The sequence below is a fragment of the Streptomyces sp. TRD_SC_5 genome (assembly GCF_056836825.1).
On the sequence record NZ_JBWZZS010000001.1, the window covers coordinates 3,501,891 to 3,520,400 of the forward strand.

Sequence of the window (18,510 nt, forward strand, 5' to 3'; positions counted from 1 at the left end):
GGCTAGGGCTATGACGAGCACGACGACGACGGTTTCCGAGCAGGCTGTGGCCACCGATGCGGAGTCGATCGGGGGGCTGCCCTGGATCGAGGACGCCGGCAAGGTCGCGCCCAAGGATGCCCGCGCGTTGTCGCAGCTTTTCTTCGACCAGCTCCAGGTGCTCGAAGAGGGCACGCACGAGTACCAGTACGCGCGCAACACCCTCATCGAGATGAACCTGTCCCTCGTACGGTTCGCCGCCGGCCGCTTCCGCAACCGCGGTGGCGGCGACATGGAGGACATCGTCCAGGTCGGCACCATCGGCCTGATCAAGGCCATCGACCGGTTCGACCTGAGCCGCGAGGTCGGTTTCGCCACCTTCGCCGTGCCGTACATCGTCGGCGAGATCAAGCGGTTCTTCCGGGACACCAGCTGGGCCGTCCACGTCCCGCGACGGCTCCAGGAGCTGCGCGTCGACCTCGCGAAGGCCAAGGAGGAGCTCTCCCTGCGCCTGGACCGCGAGCCGACCGTCAAGGAGCTCGCCGAGCACCTGGACCTCTCCGACGAAGAGATCATCGAGGGCCTCGTCGCCGCCAACGGCTACACCGCGGGCTCCCTCGACGCACCCAGCGACAGCGGTGACGGCGCGGACGCGAAGGGCCGGACGTTCGCCGACCGGCTGGGCGAGCCGGACCCGGCCATGGAGAGCGTGGAGAACCTGCACACCCTGGCGCCGCTCCTGGAGCGGCTCGACGCGCGCGAACGCAGCATCGTCGAGATGCGCTTCGGCCAGGAGTTGACCCAGGCGCAGATCGGCGCGGAGCTCGGCGTCTCCCAGATGCAGGTGTCCCGGCTCCTGTCGCGCGTACTGAAGCGGCTGCGCAGCGGGATGCTGGTTGACGAGCACTGACGGCGGCCCGGGCCCGCCGGGGCCCGTACCGACATCTCCGCGCCCGAGGTGGCACAGTGGAACGATGCCCCCCGGACTTCCGTCGACCCCGTCAGACCCGGCGCACATCGCGTCCGAGGTGACGGATCTGCTCGCGGTCCTGTGGGGAAGGGTGCAGCTGAAAGCCCCGGCCGGGCCCATCTCGCCGTCGCAGCTTCGCGCGCTGCTGGCGATCGAGCGCCTTGAGGGCGGCAACCTGCGGGCCCTCGGCGCGACGCTCGGATCCAGCCCTCCCGCCACGAGCCGGCTGTGCGACCGCCTGGAGGCGGCCGGCCTGGTGGAACGCCGCCTCAGCCCGTCCAGCCGCCGCGAAGTGCAGCTCTACCTCAGCAGGCCGGGACGCGCCCTGCTCGACGAGGTACGCGAGTTCCAGGTGCGGGAGCTCGCCCCCGTACTCGAGACGATGACCCCCGAAACGCTCGCACAGCTGGCCAAGGGCCTCAGCGCGTTCCGTGACGCCGCCGCGGCCGTGGTCGACGGCAGCGACACGGCGGACGGCTCCCGCATACGCGTAGTACGCCCCGCCTAGCCCGGGACCGGCAGTCGCTGCTCAACGGCCGTGCCGTTACGCTGCACCGTCCCGAAAATCTCGCCCCCACTCAGCTCCCGACAAAGAGGACCGCCGACCGTGACGCGTTTCCTGGCCGTGGAGCGCGCCGTGCGCACCGCCGCACCGCACGCCCTCCTCGATACGGCACGTGCCGCACTGGTCGAGCACTACGAGGCCACCGACGTCGACCTCCTGATGGCCGACTACAGCCTCACGGTCCTCCAGCCCGTCACGGCCCTGCCCCACACCGCACAGGCCCTGCGGCTCCATTCCAGCCCCGAAGGCCGCGCCTTCGGCAGCCAGGAGCCGTACGGGCAGTACGTGGCCCAGGACGGCGCCGTCGACCTGCACCTGCCGGTGACCGTCCGCGGAGACAGACTCGGCATCCTCACCGTGCGCCTGACCAAACACAGATGCACGCCCGAGGTCATCGACGAGCTCACCCAACTCGCCGAGGTCCTCGGGCACGAAATCGTCGTCGCCGAGCGCGACACCGACCTGTACCTCCGGGCCCGCCGTTCCAGCCGCCTCACCCTCGCCGCCGAAATGCAGTGGCAGCTGCTCCCCGGCCGCGCGTGCTCCCGCCCGGAGTACGCCATCGGAGCCCAGCTGGAGCCCGCGTACGCCATCCACGGCGACAACTTCGACTGGGCCACCACCGCCGAGACCCTCACCCTCACCGTCACGAACGGAATGGGCGAGGGAATCCAGGCCTCCCTCCTCACCAACCTCGCCGTCAACGCCCTGCGCAATGCCCGCCGGGCCGGCATCGGCATCGCCGACCAGGCCGCCCTCGCCGACCAGGCCATTTACGGCCAGCACCGCGGCGAGGCGTACGTCTCGACCCTCCTGCTCTCCTTCGAGCTCGCCACCGGACACGTCCAGGTCGTGGACGCCGGGTCCCCCCGGTTGTGGCGGCAGCGCGACAAGAGCGTCGAGCGCGTGCCCTTCGAGGCGCAGCTGCCGCTCGGCATGTTCGACGAGACGGCGTACGCCGCCCAGGAGTTCCGCGCACTCCCCGGCGACCGGCTGATCTTCGTCAGCGACGGCGTGTACGACGCCGCCACCCAGACGGGCGAGACATACGGCGAACGCGCACTGACCCGCGCCATCCAGGCCGCGAGCCTGCTGCCCGCCGCCGCGGTACCCCGTGCGGTCCTCCAGGAGCTGGCGTCGTACCGTGGCACCGACGTGGACCCCTCCGACGATGCCCTCGTCGTCTGTCTCGATTGGTTCGGCCGGGCGACGCGCGAAGTTAGCGCGCAGTGAAGCGGGGCAGAAGCCCCAGGGTCACCAGAGCGGGGCTTTCCATCAAACGGGGGTGAATGACATGAACCGCACGCAGGCAACCTGCGACCGAAGGCCGGGCGTCGCCGAGAGGACCACCCGTCCGGACACGGCCGCCGAGGCGCGCGACACCGCGCGCGAGTTCCTGTCCGATCTGGCCCCGGCGCCCACCCCGGAGACCACCGACAACGTGGTGCTGGTGGTGTCCGAGCTGGTCACCAACGCGCTGCGACACGCAGGTGGCATCACGAAGCTGCGGCTGACCGCGGCCCGGAACACGGTGGAGATCACCGTGCAGGACCCGAGCCCCGCCCGCCCGCGCCCTCGCCACCCGGACATCACCGGTTACGAGGGCGGCTACGGCCTCACCCTGGTCAACTTCCTGGCCCGCTTCGTCACGGTCACCCCCTCCCCCGATGGCGGCAAGAAGATCTGCGCGGCCGTCAGCCTCTGACACGATTGTCCCCACAGTCGCCGAAGAGACAGGGGCATCCGTGCGCAGACCGAACGGACGAAGCGTCAGACGCCGTACCGCGCCCGCGACCGCACTGTGGATCCTGACCCTTTCGATGGCCGGCCTCGCGGCCCACTCCCCGCCCGCGAGCACCCGTCCGGCCGAGCCGCCCCCTCCCCACACGAGCTACCCGCTGCCGGACCCCTGGCAGGACACCTGGCGGCCCCCCGTCGCCGCGCAGCAGTACCGGCCCCAGACCCAGGCAGCCGTGATCCGCCTCCTGAACCGCGAGCGGGCCCGCAAGGGCTGCCGCCCGGTACGAATCCACCGCACGGTCACCAGAACCGCCCAACGCCACAGCGACTACATGGCCCGCGTAGGCGTGCTCTCCCACACCGGCCCCCACACGTCCGGCCCGGGCGACCGGCTCACGGACGAGGGGTACCGCTGGCGCCGGGCAGCCGAGAACCTCGCCCGCTCCAAGCCGAACGCGGCCACGGCCTTCCGCCTGTGGAAGAACAGCCCGAACCACCGCGCCGCGATGCTCACCTGCGCGTACCGCCACGCGGGGGTCGGCTTCAGCGCCCGCCGGGGCCAGGGCTGGTGGACGCTCCTCCTGGCCACCCCGCGCTAGCTCCCACCCCTGCCCACCGGCCACGGCGGCGAAGGTAACGGTGACCCGTCACAGCCTGATGCCCGCGGCGACCGGCAGATGGTCGCTCCCCGTCGCGGGCAGCGACCACACCCGGGTGACGGTTGCCTTGCGGGTCATGACCTGGTCGATCCGCGCCACGGGGAAGGACGCGGGCCAGCTGAAGGCGAAACCCGCCCCGGCCGACGTCAGCTGCTCGCCGACCGGGTCCAGCCCACGGTCGTCCACCGTGCTGTTGAGGTCGCCGAGCAGGATCACGCGCTCCCGCGGCTCTTCAGCCAGAGCCGCACCCAGCAGCACGGCGCTCTCGTCGCGCCACCCCGAGCTGAAACCGGTGGCAGGCCCCATCCGTACGGACGGCAGGTGCGCGACGTACACCGCGACCACCTCCCCTCCCGGCATCCGTGCATCGGCCCGCAGGCCACGGTTCCAGCCGGCCCCGATACCGTCCGGCTTGATGTCCACCGGCCGCACGCCCGTCAGCGGATACTTCGACCAGAGCCCGACGGTCCCCACCACCCCGTGGTGCGGATACTCCTCCCCGAGCGTCGATGCGTACACATCAACACCATCCGCAGTCAGCTCCTCAAGAGCGACAAGCCCGGCACCCGCCTTCATCAGGGCCCGGGCCGTACCCACCGGGTCGGCGTTCTCGTCACTCACATTGTGCTGAACCGCGACGAGGTCGTACGCCGAGTCGTCCGCCGGCAGCAGCATCGGGCCGAAGCCACCGAGCCAGGCGGCGACGGGCAGCAGCAGGGCCGCCAGTCCGACGAGCGAGCGGCGCAGCAGCGACAGCGCCAGCAGTACGGGAACGGCCAGCCCGAGCCAGGGCAGGAACGTCTCCAGGAGGCTGCCGGGGCGCCCTGCCATGTCGGGCACGGCCGAATGGAAGACCAGCAGACCGGCAACCACCACGGCGAGCACGCCAAGGACGACCCCCCGCCCCCACTCCCACCGCAGCCGACTCATCGCACGACCGTAACGGTCGGCACCCCCCACCTGCTTCGATATGTGTCAACATAGATGCATGTCGAATGTGAAGGCGTTGCCGCTACTGGAACAGACCGCCGTCGAGCCGTGCTGCCCGCCGCTGAACGAGCGCCCGCTCTCGGCCGAGGAAGCAGTCCGCACGGCCGCCATGTTCAAGGCGCTGGGCGACCCGGTCCGGCTGCGCCTCTTCTCCGCCGTCGCGTCGCACGAGGGCGGCGAGGCGTGCGTCTGCGACATCTCCGACGTGGGCGTCTCACAGCCCACGGTGAGCCATCACCTGAAGAAGCTGAAAGAAGCCGGCCTGCTGACCTCCGAGCGGCGCGGCACCTGGGTCTACTACCGGGTGGCGCCGTCAGTACTGGCCGCGATGAGCAAGATGCTGGGCCAGTACACCACCTGACCCGAACAACCGCTCCCGATCCGCAGGGACGAGCACGCCCCCACCGAGCACCCCGCGGCGTGACGGAAGGACCGCCCTCGTAAGAGGTATTGAGGAAATCCGGTTAGCCCGACCGGGTGACTTATGGACGGGCGTACCCGCTCCGGGCAATTAGGGTCCCGCTGTATGACCTCACAGACCGCTCAAACCGCTGTCGAACAAAGCCACTTGGGAACTATCTCGGTAATCGCATGGTCGGGCGAGAATATTGACGACGGCCGCGACATGGCATTCCTGCTCGCGTATTCGCTCGGCGACGGAACGGCTGGGCCAGAGGCCGGCGAGCAGGCCGTCCGGCTGCTCCTCGAGCAGACCGGCCTCCCGGTGGGCGAGGGAATCTTCGACGCCTCCAAGTCCAAGGAGCCGGTCAACCTTCTTCTCGAGAGTGGCAGCGCGTCACTGACGATGCCGAGCCTGCGGGTGCAGTGCCTCGTCCCCGAGGAGTGGACCGCCGCGGCCCTCAAGCGCAAGCACGTGCACTTCATCTTCACGACCCGCCCGTGGCCGGAGGGCACCCCCGGCGTCCCCGTCGAGGCCGAGGACCTGAAGGCCTTCATCGCCAACGAGGAGGTACTCGCGGCCTCCGCGCACTGCGTGATTCCGGTGACCACTCTGCGCAAGTAATCCCGGACCATCGACAGCCTTCAGGCCCTGCAGATGAATTGCGTCTGCAGGGCCTGAAGGCTGTGACCAGGGGCGGAAGGAGTGGCTGAGGTCTCCACCGCGTCCCGGCCGGACGCCGGCTCGGGGCCACCACCCAGGAGGGGGAGCGGTGACCGGACCGCCGCCGAGCGATATCAGCTGTTGTCGGCGCCGTTGCCCGCGAGGAGGTTGTCCAGGATGTGCGAGAGCGCCTCGTCACCCTTGTTCTGGGTGGAGTTCTCGACGCACTGCTGCTTCTGGTCGCCGGACAGGATGTCCTGAACACCGATGTTCACGAGACCCACGACGTTCTGGACCTCCTGGAGCGGGACAGCGATGCACGGCTTGTTGAACGACCCCTGGATGAGGCCGATCTGCGGGCTCATGTCGCCGTACGTGGAGGAGTTGCCGTAGATCTGCTTCGACCCGTTGCCGCTCGCGGAGCGGTAGTCGTGGTCGTCAGCAGCCGCCATTGCCTGCGGGGCGGCCGCGGCACCGAGGCCCATGACGGAGACGGCGACGGCAGCGGTAGCCATGACCTTCTTGATCACTTTTTTCCTCTTTCCATGTCGTACCCCGGGGTGAGGCTCACTGACCAACTCCCCAACAGTCGGTTAGTTCTCCCGCGTCACCCATTTGGCGGCACAGGATTGCCACAGAAAGGCCGCGAATACCATTCGGGTGAATACGCGCAACCAATCCACGCCAACGGAGTTGAGCCTGACGCAGATCCCTGCGTACCGGACTGACAAGGAAATCAAATGCTCAAGAAGATGATGACCACGGCGGCAATTGCTGTCTCTGTAGTCGGGCTCGGCGCCGCCGGAGCCGGGCAGGCGATCGCGGCAGCTGACGACCACACAGCCGCGAACGCAAGTGGCAACGGATCCGTGCAGAAGTACGGCAACTCCGTCACGAAGGGCGACCAGAGCCCGCAGCTGAGCCTGGTTCAGGGCACGCTCAACAAGCCGTGCATCGCTGTCCCGATCCAGGAAGTCCAGAACATCGTCGCCCTGATCAACGTCGGCGTTCAGGACATCCTGTCCGCCGATCAGAAGCAGCAGTGCGTCGAGAACTCCACCCAGAACAAGGGTGACGAGGCGCTCTCGCACATCCTGGACAACCTCCTCGCGGGCAACGGCGCGTCGAACGACTGACGCTGATCGCAGTCGCGGTCTGAATCCCAGTGCGCCCCTGACCCCGTCAGGGGCGCACTGCTGCGCACAGACGGGGCGGTGACACAGGACCCGGCCATCCAGGACCGGGCGTCCAGGACCGGGCGTCCAGGACCGGCGTACATGCCGGAAGGCCGGTGCGTACACCACTCGGTGTGCGCGCCGGCCTTCCGGCACCGCAGGTGAAGCAGAAGCGCAGCCGCCCCTCAGCCCCCGAGCGGCACGCCGCCGAGCATCGGAGTCGCCATCTTGGCGGTTTGCCCGGCGTTGCCCAGCAGCTTCGACGGGTCACCGTTCCTGGCCTCGTTGACGGCCAGCGCCGTCTCGGTCGCCGTTTGCAGGAGAGGCTGGACAGTGGAGTCCACCGGCTGGTGGGTGTTCAGAGCGTCAGTCAGCTGCTGCACGCCGCCGTTCAGGCTCATCGACTGGTAGTCGGCAGCGACGGCCGGAGACGCCGCCCCCGCGGCCGCTCCCGCCGCCATCATCGAAACGGCAATGGCCGAGGCGGACTTCATGTACTTCATTCCAGTAATCCCTCTTCGTGCTGGCGTAATCCGCGAACTACGAATCCCGTGACATTCCGACGCTGCTGTTCCATGTCACTTACACCAGGACTAACGAAGGCCTGGACGGTGAGAAACTGAAACCGTGGGCCTTCTTGCCGATTCACTCGGATGCGGGGACTGGAAAGTATCCGGACATGAAGACGGAGCGGGTCCCGGAGAACCCGCTCCATCACGTATCAGCGTCCTGCGATTCGTTCGATTCAGACCTGCGAGGCCTTGTTGCGACGGAACATCAGCACACCGCCACCGAGCAGCGCGGCACTCATCGCGGCAGCGGCTCCGATCTCGCCGGCGCCCGTTTCGGCAAGGCTCGGGGCCTCGTCCGCAGCCGGCAGCACCTGCGTGGGCAGCTGGGCCTTCGGCTCGGCCATGGGCGGCTTGTTGACGGACGGCTCCTCGGCCGGCACCTCGTCGGCCGGCGGCTGGTGGACCGGGGGCTTCTCGGCGGGCGGCGTGGCGCGAGGGGGCTGCTCAACCGGGGGCTTGTCGCCGGGCGGCTCGTCGCACGGCTCGTCGCCGGGACCCTCGTCGCCGGGCCCCTCGTGGCGCGGCGGCTCATGGCGCGGCGGCTCGTCACCAGGGTGACCGTCACCAGGGCGGTCGCCACCGGGACGCTCGTCTCCAGGGTGGTCGCCATCAGGGCGCTCATCATCGGGGTGACCACCAACAGGCGGCTTGCCGTGCGGGTTTCCACCCGCGTCTCCGTCCGGCTTGTCACCCGGGTGTCCGTCCGGGTTGTCACCCGGGTTGCCGCCACCAGGGTGCTCATTGCCGGGGGACCCGCCATCGGGCCCCTCATCGCCCGTGTGGTCACCACCGGGGCGCTCGTCACCCGGGTGGCCACCGTCAGAGGGGTTCCCGTGGCCGGGGCCACCATGGCCGGGCTCGTCATGGCCGGGCTTCGGCGGCTTGTGCGGCTTGGACGACTCGCCGTTGACGCACTCGTTGCCGAAGGCCGGGTTCAGGAACGCGATGATGTTCACGGTGTTGCCGCACGCGTTCACCGGAACGTGTACAGGCGCCTGAACGTTGTTGCCGGACACCGCGCCCGGCGAGTTGGAGACATCCCCATCGGCACCGGAGTCCGCCATAGCGGTACCGCCGGTCACGGCGAGGAGCCCGGAGGCCGCCGCCGCGGCGAACACACCTCTGCTCAAAACCTGTCGCACTTTGCCGTTCCCTGTCTTTCATGCCTGCGGGTGAGCCGATTGCCCACACGCGATGGGGGAGGGTCAGTTGGCCCCCGAGCGCATGGCGTGCACTGGGGGGCCAACCGGGACCGAACATCTAGCGGTTCGGACGGGGGACTACTTGTTGATGCACTCGTTGCCGAAGGCCGGGTTCAGGAGCGCGATGATGTTCACGGTGTTGCCACAGACATTCACCGGGATGTGAATCGGGACCTGCACGTTGTTGCCGGAAATGACGCCCGGGTTGCCCTTGACGTCACCGTTCGCACCGGAGTCGGCGATGGCCGGGGAGGCGACACCGACGGCCAGGAGCGAGCCGGCGATGAATGCGGCGCTCTTCATGTACTTCACTTTAAGAACCTTTCCGGCGGCGACACCCTACACAGCCACGTCCTTCGCGCTGCACGAGTCTGTCTTCTTCACGCCCGTAGCGTCGCCGTCGTCATCGGTAACGATCCGGTTCCACCGAGGAAACTCCATAAAAGAAGCTATCTGCCCGCCGTCACCCGAACGCCCTAACTTTTCATTTCGCGCGTGCGGGTGAAAGTCCCTTCCCTCGCACGCCAATGCCCCGGCCTCCCCGAAGGGAGAACCGGGTATTGGGGAAAGCGTCGCCGCCCGTCAGACGGGAGAGCCGGGGACCTTCGGCACTTCCGCCGTACCGGGGGTCTTCGGCACTTCCGCGGCGCCCGGGGTCTTCGGGACCTCCGCGGCGCCGGGGACCTTCGGCAGTGGCGGCAGGCCCGCGAGGTTCGGAGCCGGGAGGCCGCCGCCCAGGACGATGCTGACGACCACGTTGAGCGTGGCGGTGATCGTGGCCGTGGCAGCCTCGCTCACCTTCGCCGCGTCGCCCTTCTCCGCGGCCTTGAGCAGTACGTCGACCTTGGCACGCAGGTCGGCGACCGCCTTCACCTTGAGGTCCAGGCCCGCGTCGGCCGCCCGGGGGGCCGCCACGGTGGGCAGCTCGGGCGGGGACGCCGGGACTTCGATGGCCGTACCGGGGGCGGGGGCCTTCGGCAGGTCCTTCAGGGACTCCTCGATCGCCTTCGTGTGCTTGGCGATCTCCGCGGGCGGCAGCTTCCCGCCACCGGCGATAACGGCGTCGAGGAAGGCGGTGACGGGGTTCAGCACTCCGGCGATCTCGCCGAGCAGCTTCACCTGGGGGGCGAGCTTGTCGGCACCGGGCAGCGAGTCTTCGGCGGCCGGAGCCTCCGCGACGGGCGAAGGCTGCGCCGGGGCAGCTATCGCGCCCCCGGCCGAGCCGAACGCCAGTGCCCCGCACGCCACGGAGGAGACGACGAGTCCGGCGGTTCGGGAAATGCGCATGCGAGTGTCCTTACGTGAGGGGTTGAAGAGTGGGGACAACGCCACCGTGCAACCGGTGAGCACGCTCCGCAACTTTTCCGCCACGTTGTGTCAGTTACTGAAAAGTCTTGTCGAGGCCTTGGAAACTCTCTTCGCTGACGTCCGGAAGGTCGATGGGGAGCAGTGTCGGCCGGTCGGGCCGGTCGGCCAGAGCCGACGAGGCCGGCCCTGCGAGGACCGCCGCCAGACCGGCGACCAGTGCGGCGGCAGCGGCGGACGTGCTTCGTGTCTTCATGTTCTGCCAACGGCCACTGTCGCCACAGGTCACGGGCTCGGCCTGACACCCTGGCGCCCCAGGCGGCCCTGGTGCGGCACCGAGCTCAGGTACCCGGCCGGCTCCAGCGGGCGGTCGGTGAAGAAACGCAGCGTCAACTCCGCCACCTCGTCCGCCTTTTCGAGTACGACCCAGTGATCGGCGTCCCGGATCGTGGTGAAGCGGCTCCCCCGGATGGTCGCGGCGAAGGCCCGCTGCCGCTCCGCCGACGTCACCGTGTCGTGCTCCCCGGTGAAGACCAGCGCGGGTACTCCCGACAGGCCCCCCGAGAAGTCCGGCCGGTCACCGAGTGAGCGGTGCACGGAGTCCGCGGCGTGCGGGGAGTTCGCGACCGCGTGGAGCATCGACCGCTTCACGTACCGGAAGGCGAGGTCTCTGCGTGCGACGTACCGGTCCGGGTCCATACACACCAGCGCTTGCGTCGCCAGAGTGGCGAAGCCGTCCTTGTCCCCGGCGGCGAGCCGCTCCGTGGCGCGCTGCCAGTGGGCCCGCTGGGCTTCCGAGATGTGCGTGGGCACCCCGCCGAGGATCAGCCTGGCGATGCGGCCCGGGTTGTGCTGGGCGCAGCGGAAGGCGAGTGCGGCGCCGTACGAGAAGCCGAAGAGGTTGACGCGCGGTACGTCGAGATCGTCGATGATCCGGGTCACGGCCGCGCACAGGAGGTCCGCGCTCGGGCCCGGCGGCAGCGGCGCCGCGCTGCCCATGCCCGGCAGGTCCGCGGTCACCACGCTCGCGACCGGGCCGAGGCGCCCGTCCATCTGCGGCCAGCCGAGCATCCCCTGCAGCGCGCCGCCGAGTACGACGACCGGTTCGGTGAGTGGTGCGGCGGCCGGTTCGGTGGCCGAACCGGTCTGCTTCAGCAGACGGTAGGAGTAGCGCAGCCCGTCCACCGACAGCGAGCGAACGGTTTCCTCGGGCAATGCTCCTTCTCCTTCTCGAAAGTGGGGATCGTGGCCGCGTCCCGGCCGGGCGGCCGGCTGACCGGCCGCCGGCCGCGGGTCCGGCTAGCCGCGGGTGAGGACGAGCGCGGCATTGTGGCCGCCGAAGCCGAGCGAAGTCTTGACCGCGCAGTCGAACGCGGCAGGGCGGGCGCCCTTGGCGACCACCTCGACCGGGATGCGCGGGTCGAGCGACTCCAGGTTCGCTGTCGGGGGGACGAGTTGGTGCTCCAGGGTGAGCACGGTCAGTGCCGTCTCGATGCCGCCGGCCGCGCCCAGGGTGTGGCCCGTCATCGCCTTGGTCGACGTGACCAGCGGGTCCGCGCCCAGCAGCCGGTGCAGCATGGTCGCCTCGATGAGGTCGTTGAACACGGTGGAGGTGCCGTGCGCGTTGACGTGGCCGATGTCGGACGGCGTTACGCCCGCGTCCGTCAGCGCGGTGCGCAGCGCGCTCTCGATTCCCTTGCCCTCCGGGTCGGGAGCGACGGCCGAGTACGAATCACTGGACGCGCCGTAACCGGCGATGCCCGCCCGGATCCGGGCTCCGCGCGCCCTGGCGTGCTCGGGGCGCTCCATGACGAGCAGGCCGGAGCCCTCGCCGACGACGAAGCCGTCGCGGTCCGCGTCGAACGGGCGGCAGGCCGCGGCGGGGTCGTCGCGGCGAGTGGACACCGCCCTCATCTGGCACGCGCTGGCGATCAGCAGCCGCGAGCAGACCGACTCGGCGCCGCCTGCGACGGCGATGTCGCAGGCACCCGTACGCAGCATCTGGTGCGCGGTGCCGATCGCCACGGTGCCCGACGAGCAGGCGGTGGAGACCGCCATGCTGGGCCCCCGGACACCGAGGTCCATGCAGACGCTGCTGGCTGCGCTGTTGACGACGGTCAGCGGGGCGAGCTTGGGGGAGACCCGGCGCGGGCCCTTGGTGGTGAGTGCGGCGTGCTGCTCGTCGTAGAAGGGGAGTCCTCCGTGGGCGGATCCGATGACGACCGCGACCCTCCCGCTGTCCCAGACGGAGGGGTCCAGGCCGGCGTCCGCCACGGCTTCCCGCGCCGCCAGTACGGCGAGTTGGGAGAATCGGTCCATCAGGCGCTGGGTCGCCACGCCGAGGAGCTGCGCGGTGTCGAGGTCTTCGGCCGGGATGGCGTACATGAAGTCGCAGGGCAGGTCACGGAGTTCCTCGCGCGGGCCCACGGATGCCGGGCGGACCTCGCCGTGCGTGACGTTTCGCCACGTCTCGTCAGTACCGAACCCTGCCGCTGTGACCAGGCCGAGTCCTGTCACCGCCGCCGTGAAGGGCGGGCTCGCCGGGCTGGTCATCCGAGGGTCCTGGTGTGTCCGAGAGTCCTGGAGTGTACGAGTTCGACCAGCTCGCCCACGGTGTTCCGCGAGGTCAGCGTGGCGTCCTCCAGGTCGATTTCCAGCTGTTCCTCGATGAGGATGCGGAATTCTTCCAGCGCCAGTGAATCCATGCGCAGTTCGTAGAGCGGAATCTCGGGACGGACGGCCGCTGGGTCTACTCCGAATTTCTGCACCATCAGCGTACTGACGGCATCTGTCGCACTGGCCACTCGTCGCTCCTCCGAGTTCGTCCGGCAACCTTTATACGCGCCCACCCGGACGGGCCCTTACAACGTTCGCCCGTTGTAATGATGGCTCGTTCGTGCGTACGGATTCCGCGGTAACTTTGGGGAGCTCGGGAGCTCGGAGCTCGGAGCTCGGAGTTCGGGAGTCTTGGAGTTCGGGAGTCTTGGAGTTTCTCAGTGCGCGTGTGGGCCTCCGGTCATCTGGGGCTTGCCTCTCGGGACCAGGGCCAGGGCCACGGCTGTGCTCACCGCGGCGGCGACCGCGCAGACGGTGAACGCGTCCGTGAAAGCGGTGGTGATCTCGATGCCTCCCGCCAGGCCGGCCTCGGTGCCGGCCTCCGCGCCGCCCTCCATGCCGCCGATGCCGGTCGCGGCGACGGTGGAGACGATCGCCACGCCGATCGAACCGCCCACCTCGTGGAACGTGTTGACGACTCCGGAGGCGAGGCCCGCCTCGTGGTGCTCCACCATGGCCAGCGCGGTCGCGGTGGCGGTGACGAAGACCACGCCGATGCCCAGGGAGGCGACGACCAGCCCGGGGAGGAGCGTGGCGTACACGCTGCCGGTGGTGGTGAGCTGCGTGAGGGGGACGGTTCCTGCCGCCGCTGTCGCCATGCCGGCCACCGCTGTCGTACGGCTTCCGATCCTGCCGACCAGGCGGGACCCCAGGTGCGCGCCGATTCCGATTGCCACGGCCACGGGGAGGAACACCAGGCCGGTGCGCAGGGGGCCGAGGCCTCGGGCGTGCTGGAGGTACAGGGAGCCGAGGAAGAAGTACGCGATCAGCAGCGCGGTGGCGGTCAGCATCAGGAACGCGCCTGCGAGGACCGGTCGCCGGGTGAACATCCTGAGGTCCATGAGGGGCGCGAGGGTGGCGCGTTCCACGGCGGCGAAGAGGGCGTAGAGGGCGACCGCTGCGGCCAGCGGGACGAGGGTGGCCGGGGCGGCCCACCCTGCGTCGCCCGCCTTGACCAGGCCGTAGATGAGGGAACCGGTGCCCGCGGTGACCAGGAGTGCGCCGGGCACGTCGAGCCGGGCGGGCTGCGGGGCGCGGGCCGGGATCAGCGCGGGTACGGCGGCGAGGAGGGCCAGGCCGACGGGCACGTTGACGTAGAAGACCCACTGCCAGCCGGGGCCGGCGGTCAGGGCGCCGCCGATGAGGACGCCGGCTGCGGAGCCGGTGCCGCCGATGGCTGCCCATACGCCCAGGGCCTTGTTGCGCTCGCTGCCGTGGAAGGTCGTCGTGACCAGTGCGAGTGCAGCCGGGGACAGCAGGGCCGCGCCGACTCCCTGGGCGATGCGGCCGCCCAGCAGGGTCGGCGCGGATTCGGCCAGGCCGGTGACCAGGGAGGCGGCGGTGAAGAGCGCCAGGCCTGCGGCGAGCGTGCGGCGGGCGCCGAGTGCGTCTCCCAGGCGGCCGCCGAGGAGCATGAGGCCGCCGAAGCACAAGGTGTACGCGGTGACCACCCAGGTCAGCGTCGCCCGGTCCAGGCGGAGGTCGGCCGCCATGTCCGGGAGGGCCAGGTTCACCACGGTGACGTCGAGGATCAGCATGAACTGCGCCACGCACACTACGGCGAGCATCAGCCAGCGGCGGGGGGCGGCGGGTGAGTGGGGGGCGGCGGGTGAGTAGGGGGCTTGTGGAAGCGCGGGCTTCGGGGTCGGTGCCGCGCCGGGGCGTCTCCTCGGGCGCCGAACGTTCGGGGAGGCGCCGCCTCGTTCGGGCTCGTTGCGTTCGACGCCCTGCGGGGAGCGCCCCGGCACGTCCCCTCCTGGCACCGTGGATCGCGGGGCGGGGTCGCGCTTGGGGTCGCGCATGGGGTCTTGTCCAGTCGTGGGCATCGTCAGTCCTTCGGGAGCTGCTGTCGTGGCTTAAGTGAACTGTACTGTTCAGATCAGATGAACTCAACTGTTCAGTTCGGGGGTAGGGTGCGGGCATGAGCTTGGACAAACAGGTCCCCAGCGGGCCCCGCGCCGCCCTCAAGCGGCAGGCGATCGTCCGGGCCGCCCGTGAGGCGTTCCTGCGCGAGGGATTCGGCGTCGGCATGGACGCCATCGCAGCCGGGGCGGGCGTGTCCAAGGTGACCGTCTACAACCACTTCGGCAGCAAGGAAGCGCTCTTCGCCTCGGTCATCACCGCGGCGCTGGACGAGCCGCTCGGCAGCGCGTCCGCCGCCGCTCTCGAAGGCCTCGCCGACGCCGAGGACCTCCGTGGTGCGCTCATCGACGCCGCCAGGACCTGGGTGGACGCCGTCAGGACCAACCAGGACGTTGTCGCGCTGCGCAACCTCGTCGCGGCCGAGCTGCACCGCTTCCCCGAGCTCGGCAAGGCGTGGAAGGGCCACGGACCGGAGGGGCACCACCCCGCGGTCGCGGGGGCGCTGCGCGGCCTGGCCGACCGGGGGCGGCTCGTGATTCCTGACCTCGAGGCCGCGATCATTCAGCTGTACGCGCTACTGGTCTTCCCGCACATGGTCTTCAGCTCGTACGGCACGGCCATCGACGACGGGCTCACCGAGCGGCTGATCACGGGCGGCGTGGACATGTTCCTCGGCCACTACGGTCCGCGGGGAGCGTGAGGGACGGCGGCAGGGCAGGAAGCGTGTGCTTCCTGCCCTGCTGTTGGGCCTTTGATGCCCCTGTCCGTGTTACTGCTCTTCGGCGCCGCTGCCGTACGGGCGGGTGATCGCTTCCAGGCCGTGGCCGGCCGGATCCATGAAGTACACGCCGCGACCGCCGTCATCGCGGTTGATCTCGCCCGGCTGCTTGCCGTGCGGATCGGCGTAGTACGTGATTCCGGCGTCCTTGATGCGCTGGAAGATGCCGTCGAACTCTTCCTCTGTGACGAGGAAGGCGTAGTGCTGGACGGTGATCGACTCCGCGGGGATGGTCGCGAAGTCCAGGGTGACGCCGTTGCTCAGCTCGATGGCGATGAACGGGCCCCACTCGGCCGAGATCTCCAGACCCATGACGTGGGCCAGGAACTCGGCGGATTCCCGGTTGTTCCGGGAGTGAACGATGGTGTGATTCAGCTGTACTGGCACTGTGGAATGCCTCCGTCGGGCAAACTCACGGGCTACCTCCATGCCTCACCCAGTCGGTGACCGACACGCGATGCCGTTCGGTGATTTTACGTAGAACTTCTGTTCCTGTCGCGTGTTTTTGAAGTGGCTTGGACGTGGGTGGCGGGGGCTGGGGCTCTGAGGCGCTTCGTTCGGGTGCCGTCGCACGACTTCGGGTACGGCTACTCAACTCCTTGCGCTATCCATAGGGTTGGGCGGAGAGTGAGAAGGGACCCTCAGAAGCGATGCATGAACGGGCAGACGCGCATCCGGGCCTCATGCCCGTACAGGGCATGCGAGCGGGTGACCATGCGTTTCTCAGCTATGAGGACGACGAAGCCAACTGGGAAGCGCTCGTCACGTACACCCGCACCGGACTGGCGCGCGGTGAGAAAGTGATCGTCTTCGCGGCGCCGCAGCTCGATCCCGATGTCGTACGTACGCGTTTGGACGCGACCAGTCGGCTGCTCGCGGAGGCGCGCGGACGGGGGCAGCTGACGCACAGCAGCATGCGGGCACTGATCCGGCCCGACCACGGCTTCTCCCCCGAGCGGCAGTGGGAGCGCCTGCGCGAGGAGACCGCGCTCGCCGTCGCGCAGGGATACCAGGGGCTGCGGGCGTTCATCGACATGCACTGGGTGGCGGACCTGGACGCCGATGTCGAAACGATGATGTACCGCGAGTCGCATGCTGAGCATCTGTTCGAGGGGCGACCGTACAACGAGATCTGCTCCTACGACCGGCGCGCGTTCGACGACGACGTACTCGACGCCATGTCGGACGCGCATCCTCGGTCGCTTCTCGGCGCCCTCGGTGAGTTGCGGATTGTGCACTCGGACGAGTCGGTCAGGCTCGCGGGCGAGGCCGACCATGCGACACGTGAGCCCTTTCTGACAGCTTTGCAGGACGGACTGGAGCGAACCGCCGGGTCCCGGCGGCTGCTGGTGGATCTGATGCCTCTGCACTTTCTCGGCGTACGGTGCGCCCTCGACCTCATCGACCACGTCGCCGGGGCCACCGGACACGACGGGGTCGAAGTGCGCTGCGGGACGGCGCAGGCGATGTTGTTGCGCAGACTCGGCTCGGAGCGGGTTCGGCGCCTCACGCTCACGGAGGCGGTCCGGGCATGGTGACCGAAGGGGTGCACCTCAACAACGGCGGGCCGCGGGAGCGGCTGCTGGAGCTCGACTTCAGCCGGGAGGACATGCCCCGGCTGCGCGTGCTGGTCGACCAGTACGCCGCCTGGGCGGGACTGGCGGAGCCCCGGCGGGGCGACTTCGTCCTCGCGGCGGACGCGGTGGCGACGAACGCCGTGGAGCACGGCGGCGGGGGCGGCAGGCTGCTGCTGCACCGTTCCGCCGGCTCCCCGCCCGGCTCCCCTTACGCACTCGAATGCACGATCAGCGACTCCGGGCCCGGCTTCGCGTCCTCGGTCATTCCGGAGCTGGCGCCGGGGCTTGCCGGGAGCCACTGCGGGCGGGGGTTGTGGCTCACTCGGCTCATCACTGATCGGCTGGTCATTACGGGTGGGGCGGACGGTGCGCGGGGAGCGGGAAGAGTGCGCGGGGAGGGAAGTGGTTGCGGCAGCGTTGTGGCGTTCGCGATGTGGCTGCCGGGGTGAGACGGGCGGCTACGCGGGGGCGGTGAGTTTCGCGGCGCCGAACGAGACGTCGAAGCGGTCGCACCAGATGCTGACGCTCGTCAGACCCTTCAGGTCGAGGTCGGCGGGCAGCGCGTAGTTCTGGTTGCCCTTGTTCCCCTTGAGCTTGCCCAGACTGACGTACTTGCCGTCGTCGAAGACGTTCCAGCCGTCCTTGCCATCCTTCACCGGGGCGTCGGTGAGCCAGACGCGCAGGTCGGGGCCGTTGCTGGTGTCGAGGTTCTCCAGGCGGAGGGTGCGGGAGCCGTCGGGGAGGCGGATGATCTTCACCGTGCCTGTGGTGCTGTGCTCGTGGCTGATCAAGGTGCCGGAGGCGAGGGTGCGTGGGGCGGGCGGGGTGCGTGGGGTGGGTTGGGCGGAAGGGGAGTCGGGGTTGGCGTCCGGGTTGGCGTCCGGGTTGGCGTCCGGGTTCGTTTCCGGCTGGGTGATGGCGGGGGCCGCTGCGGGGAGTTCGTCCTGCACCGTGTCGTCCACCCACAGCTTCCACGGCTGGAACCAGTACAGGCCCACCCCGGCCACAAGCATTCCGACGAGCAGTACTCCGATGATCACGGGCTTGCCGAGTATGCGCCTCATGCCTCCATTCAACGCCCGGCAGACGGCTCCGACCTCGGTATTTCCGTGACGAAAGTCTTACGGCACTAGCCCGGTGGAGCGGACTTGGGCGTCGTACGGCTAGGAACCGGTCCGGCCGTGGGACCAGAGGCACATGCCTGCCATGTGCCACGTCCCGCGCGCGGTGCGCTGCG

At 69.5% G+C, this 18,510-nt stretch carries 24 protein-coding genes; 11 read left to right on the forward strand and 13 right to left on the reverse strand.

Features of this window, described 5'->3' with window-relative positions; translation table 11 throughout:
* The first annotated feature begins 10 nt into the window (after positions 1 to 10).
* From AC1P0E_RS16255 to AC1P0E_RS16275, 5 genes are all read left to right on the forward strand, one after another.
* On the forward strand, positions 11 to 889 hold the full coding sequence (locus tag AC1P0E_RS16255) for an RNA polymerase sigma factor SigF (protein WP_482742880.1): 879 nt from the start codon (positions 11 to 13) through the stop codon (positions 887 to 889).
* Between the two features lie 64 nt (positions 890 to 953).
* The gene (locus AC1P0E_RS16260) at positions 954 to 1,457 is read left to right on the forward strand and encodes a MarR family winged helix-turn-helix transcriptional regulator (RefSeq protein WP_482742881.1); all 504 of its coding nucleotides are present in this window, start codon (positions 954 to 956) and stop codon (positions 1,455 to 1,457) included.
* A 99-nt stretch (positions 1,458 to 1,556) separates the two neighbouring features.
* Positions 1,557 to 2,747: a PP2C family protein-serine/threonine phosphatase gene (locus AC1P0E_RS16265; protein ID WP_482742882.1), complete on the forward strand. Its 1,191-nt coding sequence runs from the start codon at positions 1,557 to 1,559 to the stop codon at positions 2,745 to 2,747.
* Between the two features lie 61 nt (positions 2,748 to 2,808).
* The gene (locus AC1P0E_RS16270) at positions 2,809 to 3,219 is read left to right on the forward strand and encodes an ATP-binding protein (RefSeq protein ID WP_482742883.1); all 411 of its coding nucleotides are present in this window, start codon (positions 2,809 to 2,811) and stop codon (positions 3,217 to 3,219) included.
* 40 nt (positions 3,220 to 3,259) lie between these two features.
* Positions 3,260 to 3,853 (forward strand): CAP domain-containing protein, encoded by a 594-nt coding sequence (locus tag AC1P0E_RS16275; RefSeq protein WP_482742884.1) that lies wholly within the window; start codon positions 3,260 to 3,262, stop codon positions 3,851 to 3,853.
* A gap of 48 nt (positions 3,854 to 3,901) precedes the next feature.
* On the opposite strand, the gene AC1P0E_RS16280 is transcribed toward AC1P0E_RS16275, so the two are convergent.
* Positions 3,902 to 4,843, reverse strand: a complete 942-nt coding sequence (locus AC1P0E_RS16280; protein WP_482742885.1) for an endonuclease/exonuclease/phosphatase family protein — start codon at positions 4,841 to 4,843, stop codon at positions 3,902 to 3,904.
* A gap of 58 nt (positions 4,844 to 4,901) precedes the next feature.
* Between AC1P0E_RS16280 and AC1P0E_RS16285 the strand changes: the two genes are divergently transcribed.
* Positions 4,902 to 5,264, forward strand: coding sequence for an ArsR/SmtB family transcription factor (locus AC1P0E_RS16285; RefSeq protein ID WP_482742886.1), 363 nt, complete (start codon positions 4,902 to 4,904; stop codon positions 5,262 to 5,264).
* A gap of 165 nt (positions 5,265 to 5,429) precedes the next feature.
* Positions 5,430 to 5,927: a DUF5949 family protein gene (locus tag AC1P0E_RS16290; RefSeq protein ID WP_482742887.1), complete on the forward strand. Its 498-nt coding sequence runs from the start codon at positions 5,430 to 5,432 to the stop codon at positions 5,925 to 5,927.
* A 173-nt stretch (positions 5,928 to 6,100) separates the two neighbouring features.
* Here AC1P0E_RS16290 and AC1P0E_RS16295 read toward each other — a convergent pair whose 3' ends face one another.
* Positions 6,101 to 6,496 (reverse strand): rodlin, encoded by a 396-nt coding sequence (locus tag AC1P0E_RS16295; protein WP_482742888.1) that lies wholly within the window; start codon positions 6,494 to 6,496, stop codon positions 6,101 to 6,103.
* Between the two features lie 210 nt (positions 6,497 to 6,706).
* Between AC1P0E_RS16295 and AC1P0E_RS16300 the strand changes: the two genes are divergently transcribed.
* Positions 6,707 to 7,102 carry a rodlin gene (locus AC1P0E_RS16300; RefSeq protein WP_482742889.1) on the forward strand — a complete coding sequence of 132 codons (396 nt, stop codon included), beginning with the start codon at positions 6,707 to 6,709 and terminating at the stop codon, positions 7,100 to 7,102.
* Between the two features lie 224 nt (positions 7,103 to 7,326).
* On the opposite strand, the gene AC1P0E_RS16305 is transcribed toward AC1P0E_RS16300, so the two are convergent.
* The 9 genes from AC1P0E_RS16305 to AC1P0E_RS16345 all read right to left on the reverse strand — a co-directional run bounded on the left by AC1P0E_RS16305 (position 7,327) and on the right by AC1P0E_RS16345 (position 14,623).
* Positions 7,327 to 7,644 carry a hypothetical protein gene (locus AC1P0E_RS16305; RefSeq protein ID WP_482742890.1) on the reverse strand — a complete coding sequence of 106 codons (318 nt, stop codon included), beginning with the start codon at positions 7,642 to 7,644 and terminating at the stop codon, positions 7,327 to 7,329.
* Positions 7,645 to 7,886: 242 nt separating this feature from the next.
* Positions 7,887 to 8,843: a chaplin gene (locus tag AC1P0E_RS16310; protein ID WP_482742891.1), complete on the reverse strand. Its 957-nt coding sequence runs from the start codon at positions 8,841 to 8,843 to the stop codon at positions 7,887 to 7,889.
* A gap of 150 nt (positions 8,844 to 8,993) precedes the next feature.
* The gene (locus AC1P0E_RS16315; protein WP_069927830.1) at positions 8,994 to 9,227 is read right to left on the reverse strand and encodes a chaplin; all 234 of its coding nucleotides are present in this window, start codon (positions 9,225 to 9,227) and stop codon (positions 8,994 to 8,996) included.
* A 270-nt stretch (positions 9,228 to 9,497) separates the two neighbouring features.
* Positions 9,498 to 10,202, reverse strand: coding sequence for a hypothetical protein (locus AC1P0E_RS16320; RefSeq protein WP_482742892.1), 705 nt, complete (start codon positions 10,200 to 10,202; stop codon positions 9,498 to 9,500).
* Positions 10,203 to 10,296: 94 nt separating this feature from the next.
* The gene (locus AC1P0E_RS16325) at positions 10,297 to 10,476 is read right to left on the reverse strand and encodes a hypothetical protein (protein ID WP_482742893.1); all 180 of its coding nucleotides are present in this window, start codon (positions 10,474 to 10,476) and stop codon (positions 10,297 to 10,299) included.
* A 29-nt stretch (positions 10,477 to 10,505) separates the two neighbouring features.
* Positions 10,506 to 11,435 (reverse strand): alpha/beta fold hydrolase, encoded by a 930-nt coding sequence (locus AC1P0E_RS16330; protein ID WP_482742894.1) that lies wholly within the window; start codon positions 11,433 to 11,435, stop codon positions 10,506 to 10,508.
* An 84-nt stretch (positions 11,436 to 11,519) separates the two neighbouring features.
* Positions 11,520 to 12,773, reverse strand: coding sequence for a beta-ketoacyl-[acyl-carrier-protein] synthase family protein (locus AC1P0E_RS16335; RefSeq protein ID WP_482742895.1), 1,254 nt, complete (start codon positions 12,771 to 12,773; stop codon positions 11,520 to 11,522).
* The gene (locus AC1P0E_RS16340) at positions 12,770 to 13,024 is read right to left on the reverse strand and encodes an acyl carrier protein (protein ID WP_482742896.1); all 255 of its coding nucleotides are present in this window, start codon (positions 13,022 to 13,024) and stop codon (positions 12,770 to 12,772) included. The genes AC1P0E_RS16335 and AC1P0E_RS16340 overlap by 4 nt, the downstream gene beginning before the upstream one ends.
* Positions 13,025 to 13,213: 189 nt before the next feature.
* Positions 13,214 to 14,623 carry an MFS transporter gene (locus AC1P0E_RS16345; protein ID WP_482745777.1) on the reverse strand — a complete coding sequence of 470 codons (1,410 nt, stop codon included), beginning with the start codon at positions 14,621 to 14,623 and terminating at the stop codon, positions 13,214 to 13,216.
* Positions 14,624 to 14,976: 353 nt separating this feature from the next.
* On the opposite strand from AC1P0E_RS16345, the gene AC1P0E_RS16350 reads away from it, so the two are divergent.
* Positions 14,977 to 15,618 (forward strand): TetR/AcrR family transcriptional regulator, encoded by a 642-nt coding sequence (locus tag AC1P0E_RS16350; RefSeq protein WP_482742897.1) that lies wholly within the window; start codon positions 14,977 to 14,979, stop codon positions 15,616 to 15,618.
* A gap of 69 nt (positions 15,619 to 15,687) precedes the next feature.
* Here AC1P0E_RS16350 and AC1P0E_RS16355 read toward each other — a convergent pair whose 3' ends face one another.
* On the reverse strand, positions 15,688 to 16,083 hold the full coding sequence (locus AC1P0E_RS16355; protein ID WP_482742898.1) for a VOC family protein: 396 nt from the start codon (positions 16,081 to 16,083) through the stop codon (positions 15,688 to 15,690).
* A gap of 263 nt (positions 16,084 to 16,346) precedes the next feature.
* Between AC1P0E_RS16355 and AC1P0E_RS16360 the strand changes: the two genes are divergently transcribed.
* Positions 16,347 to 17,234: an MEDS domain-containing protein gene (locus AC1P0E_RS16360; RefSeq protein WP_482742899.1), complete on the forward strand. Its 888-nt coding sequence runs from the start codon at positions 16,347 to 16,349 to the stop codon at positions 17,232 to 17,234.
* The gene (locus AC1P0E_RS16365) at positions 17,228 to 17,722 is read left to right on the forward strand and encodes an ATP-binding protein (RefSeq protein ID WP_482742900.1); all 495 of its coding nucleotides are present in this window, start codon (positions 17,228 to 17,230) and stop codon (positions 17,720 to 17,722) included. Before AC1P0E_RS16360 ends, AC1P0E_RS16365 begins: the two co-directional genes overlap by 7 nt.
* Positions 17,723 to 17,731: 9 nt before the next feature.
* On the opposite strand, the gene AC1P0E_RS16370 is transcribed toward AC1P0E_RS16365, so the two are convergent.
* On the reverse strand, positions 17,732 to 18,337 hold the full coding sequence (locus tag AC1P0E_RS16370; protein WP_482742901.1) for a DM13 domain-containing protein: 606 nt from the start codon (positions 18,335 to 18,337) through the stop codon (positions 17,732 to 17,734).
* Positions 18,338 to 18,510: the final 173 nt, after the last annotated feature.

Coding starts and splice junctions, on each gene's coding strand:
- AC1P0E_RS16255 (WP_482742880.1), top strand. CDS start 11: ATGACGAGCACGACGACGACGGTTTCCGAGCAGGCTGTGGCCACCGAT.
- AC1P0E_RS16260 (WP_482742881.1), top strand. CDS start 954: ATGCCCCCCGGACTTCCGTCGACCCCGTCAGACCCGGCGCACATCGCG.
- AC1P0E_RS16270 (WP_482742883.1), top strand. CDS start 2,809: ATGAACCGCACGCAGGCAACCTGCGACCGAAGGCCGGGCGTCGCCGAG.
- AC1P0E_RS16280 (WP_482742885.1), bottom strand. CDS start 4,843: ATGAGTCGGCTGCGGTGGGAGTGGGGGCGGGGGGTCGTCCTTGGCGTG.
- AC1P0E_RS16285 (WP_482742886.1), top strand. CDS start 4,902: ATGTCGAATGTGAAGGCGTTGCCGCTACTGGAACAGACCGCCGTCGAG.
- AC1P0E_RS16290 (WP_482742887.1), top strand. CDS start 5,430: ATGACCTCACAGACCGCTCAAACCGCTGTCGAACAAAGCCACTTGGGA.
- AC1P0E_RS16300 (WP_482742889.1), top strand. CDS start 6,707: ATGCTCAAGAAGATGATGACCACGGCGGCAATTGCTGTCTCTGTAGTC.
- AC1P0E_RS16305 (WP_482742890.1), bottom strand. CDS start 7,644: ATGAAGTACATGAAGTCCGCCTCGGCCATTGCCGTTTCGATGATGGCG.
- AC1P0E_RS16320 (WP_482742892.1), bottom strand. CDS start 10,202: ATGCGCATTTCCCGAACCGCCGGACTCGTCGTCTCCTCCGTGGCGTGC.
- AC1P0E_RS16325 (WP_482742893.1), bottom strand. CDS start 10,476: ATGAAGACACGAAGCACGTCCGCCGCTGCCGCCGCACTGGTCGCCGGT.
- AC1P0E_RS16335 (WP_482742895.1), bottom strand. CDS start 12,773: ATGACCAGCCCGGCGAGCCCGCCCTTCACGGCGGCGGTGACAGGACTC.
- AC1P0E_RS16345 (WP_482745777.1), bottom strand. CDS start 14,623: ATGCTCGCCGTAGTGTGCGTGGCGCAGTTCATGCTGATCCTCGACGTC.
- AC1P0E_RS16350 (WP_482742897.1), top strand. CDS start 14,977: ATGAGCTTGGACAAACAGGTCCCCAGCGGGCCCCGCGCCGCCCTCAAG.
- AC1P0E_RS16360 (WP_482742899.1), top strand. CDS start 16,347: ATGCATGAACGGGCAGACGCGCATCCGGGCCTCATGCCCGTACAGGGC.
- AC1P0E_RS16365 (WP_482742900.1), top strand. CDS start 17,228: ATGGTGACCGAAGGGGTGCACCTCAACAACGGCGGGCCGCGGGAGCGG.
- AC1P0E_RS16370 (WP_482742901.1), bottom strand. CDS start 18,337: ATGAGGCGCATACTCGGCAAGCCCGTGATCATCGGAGTACTGCTCGTC.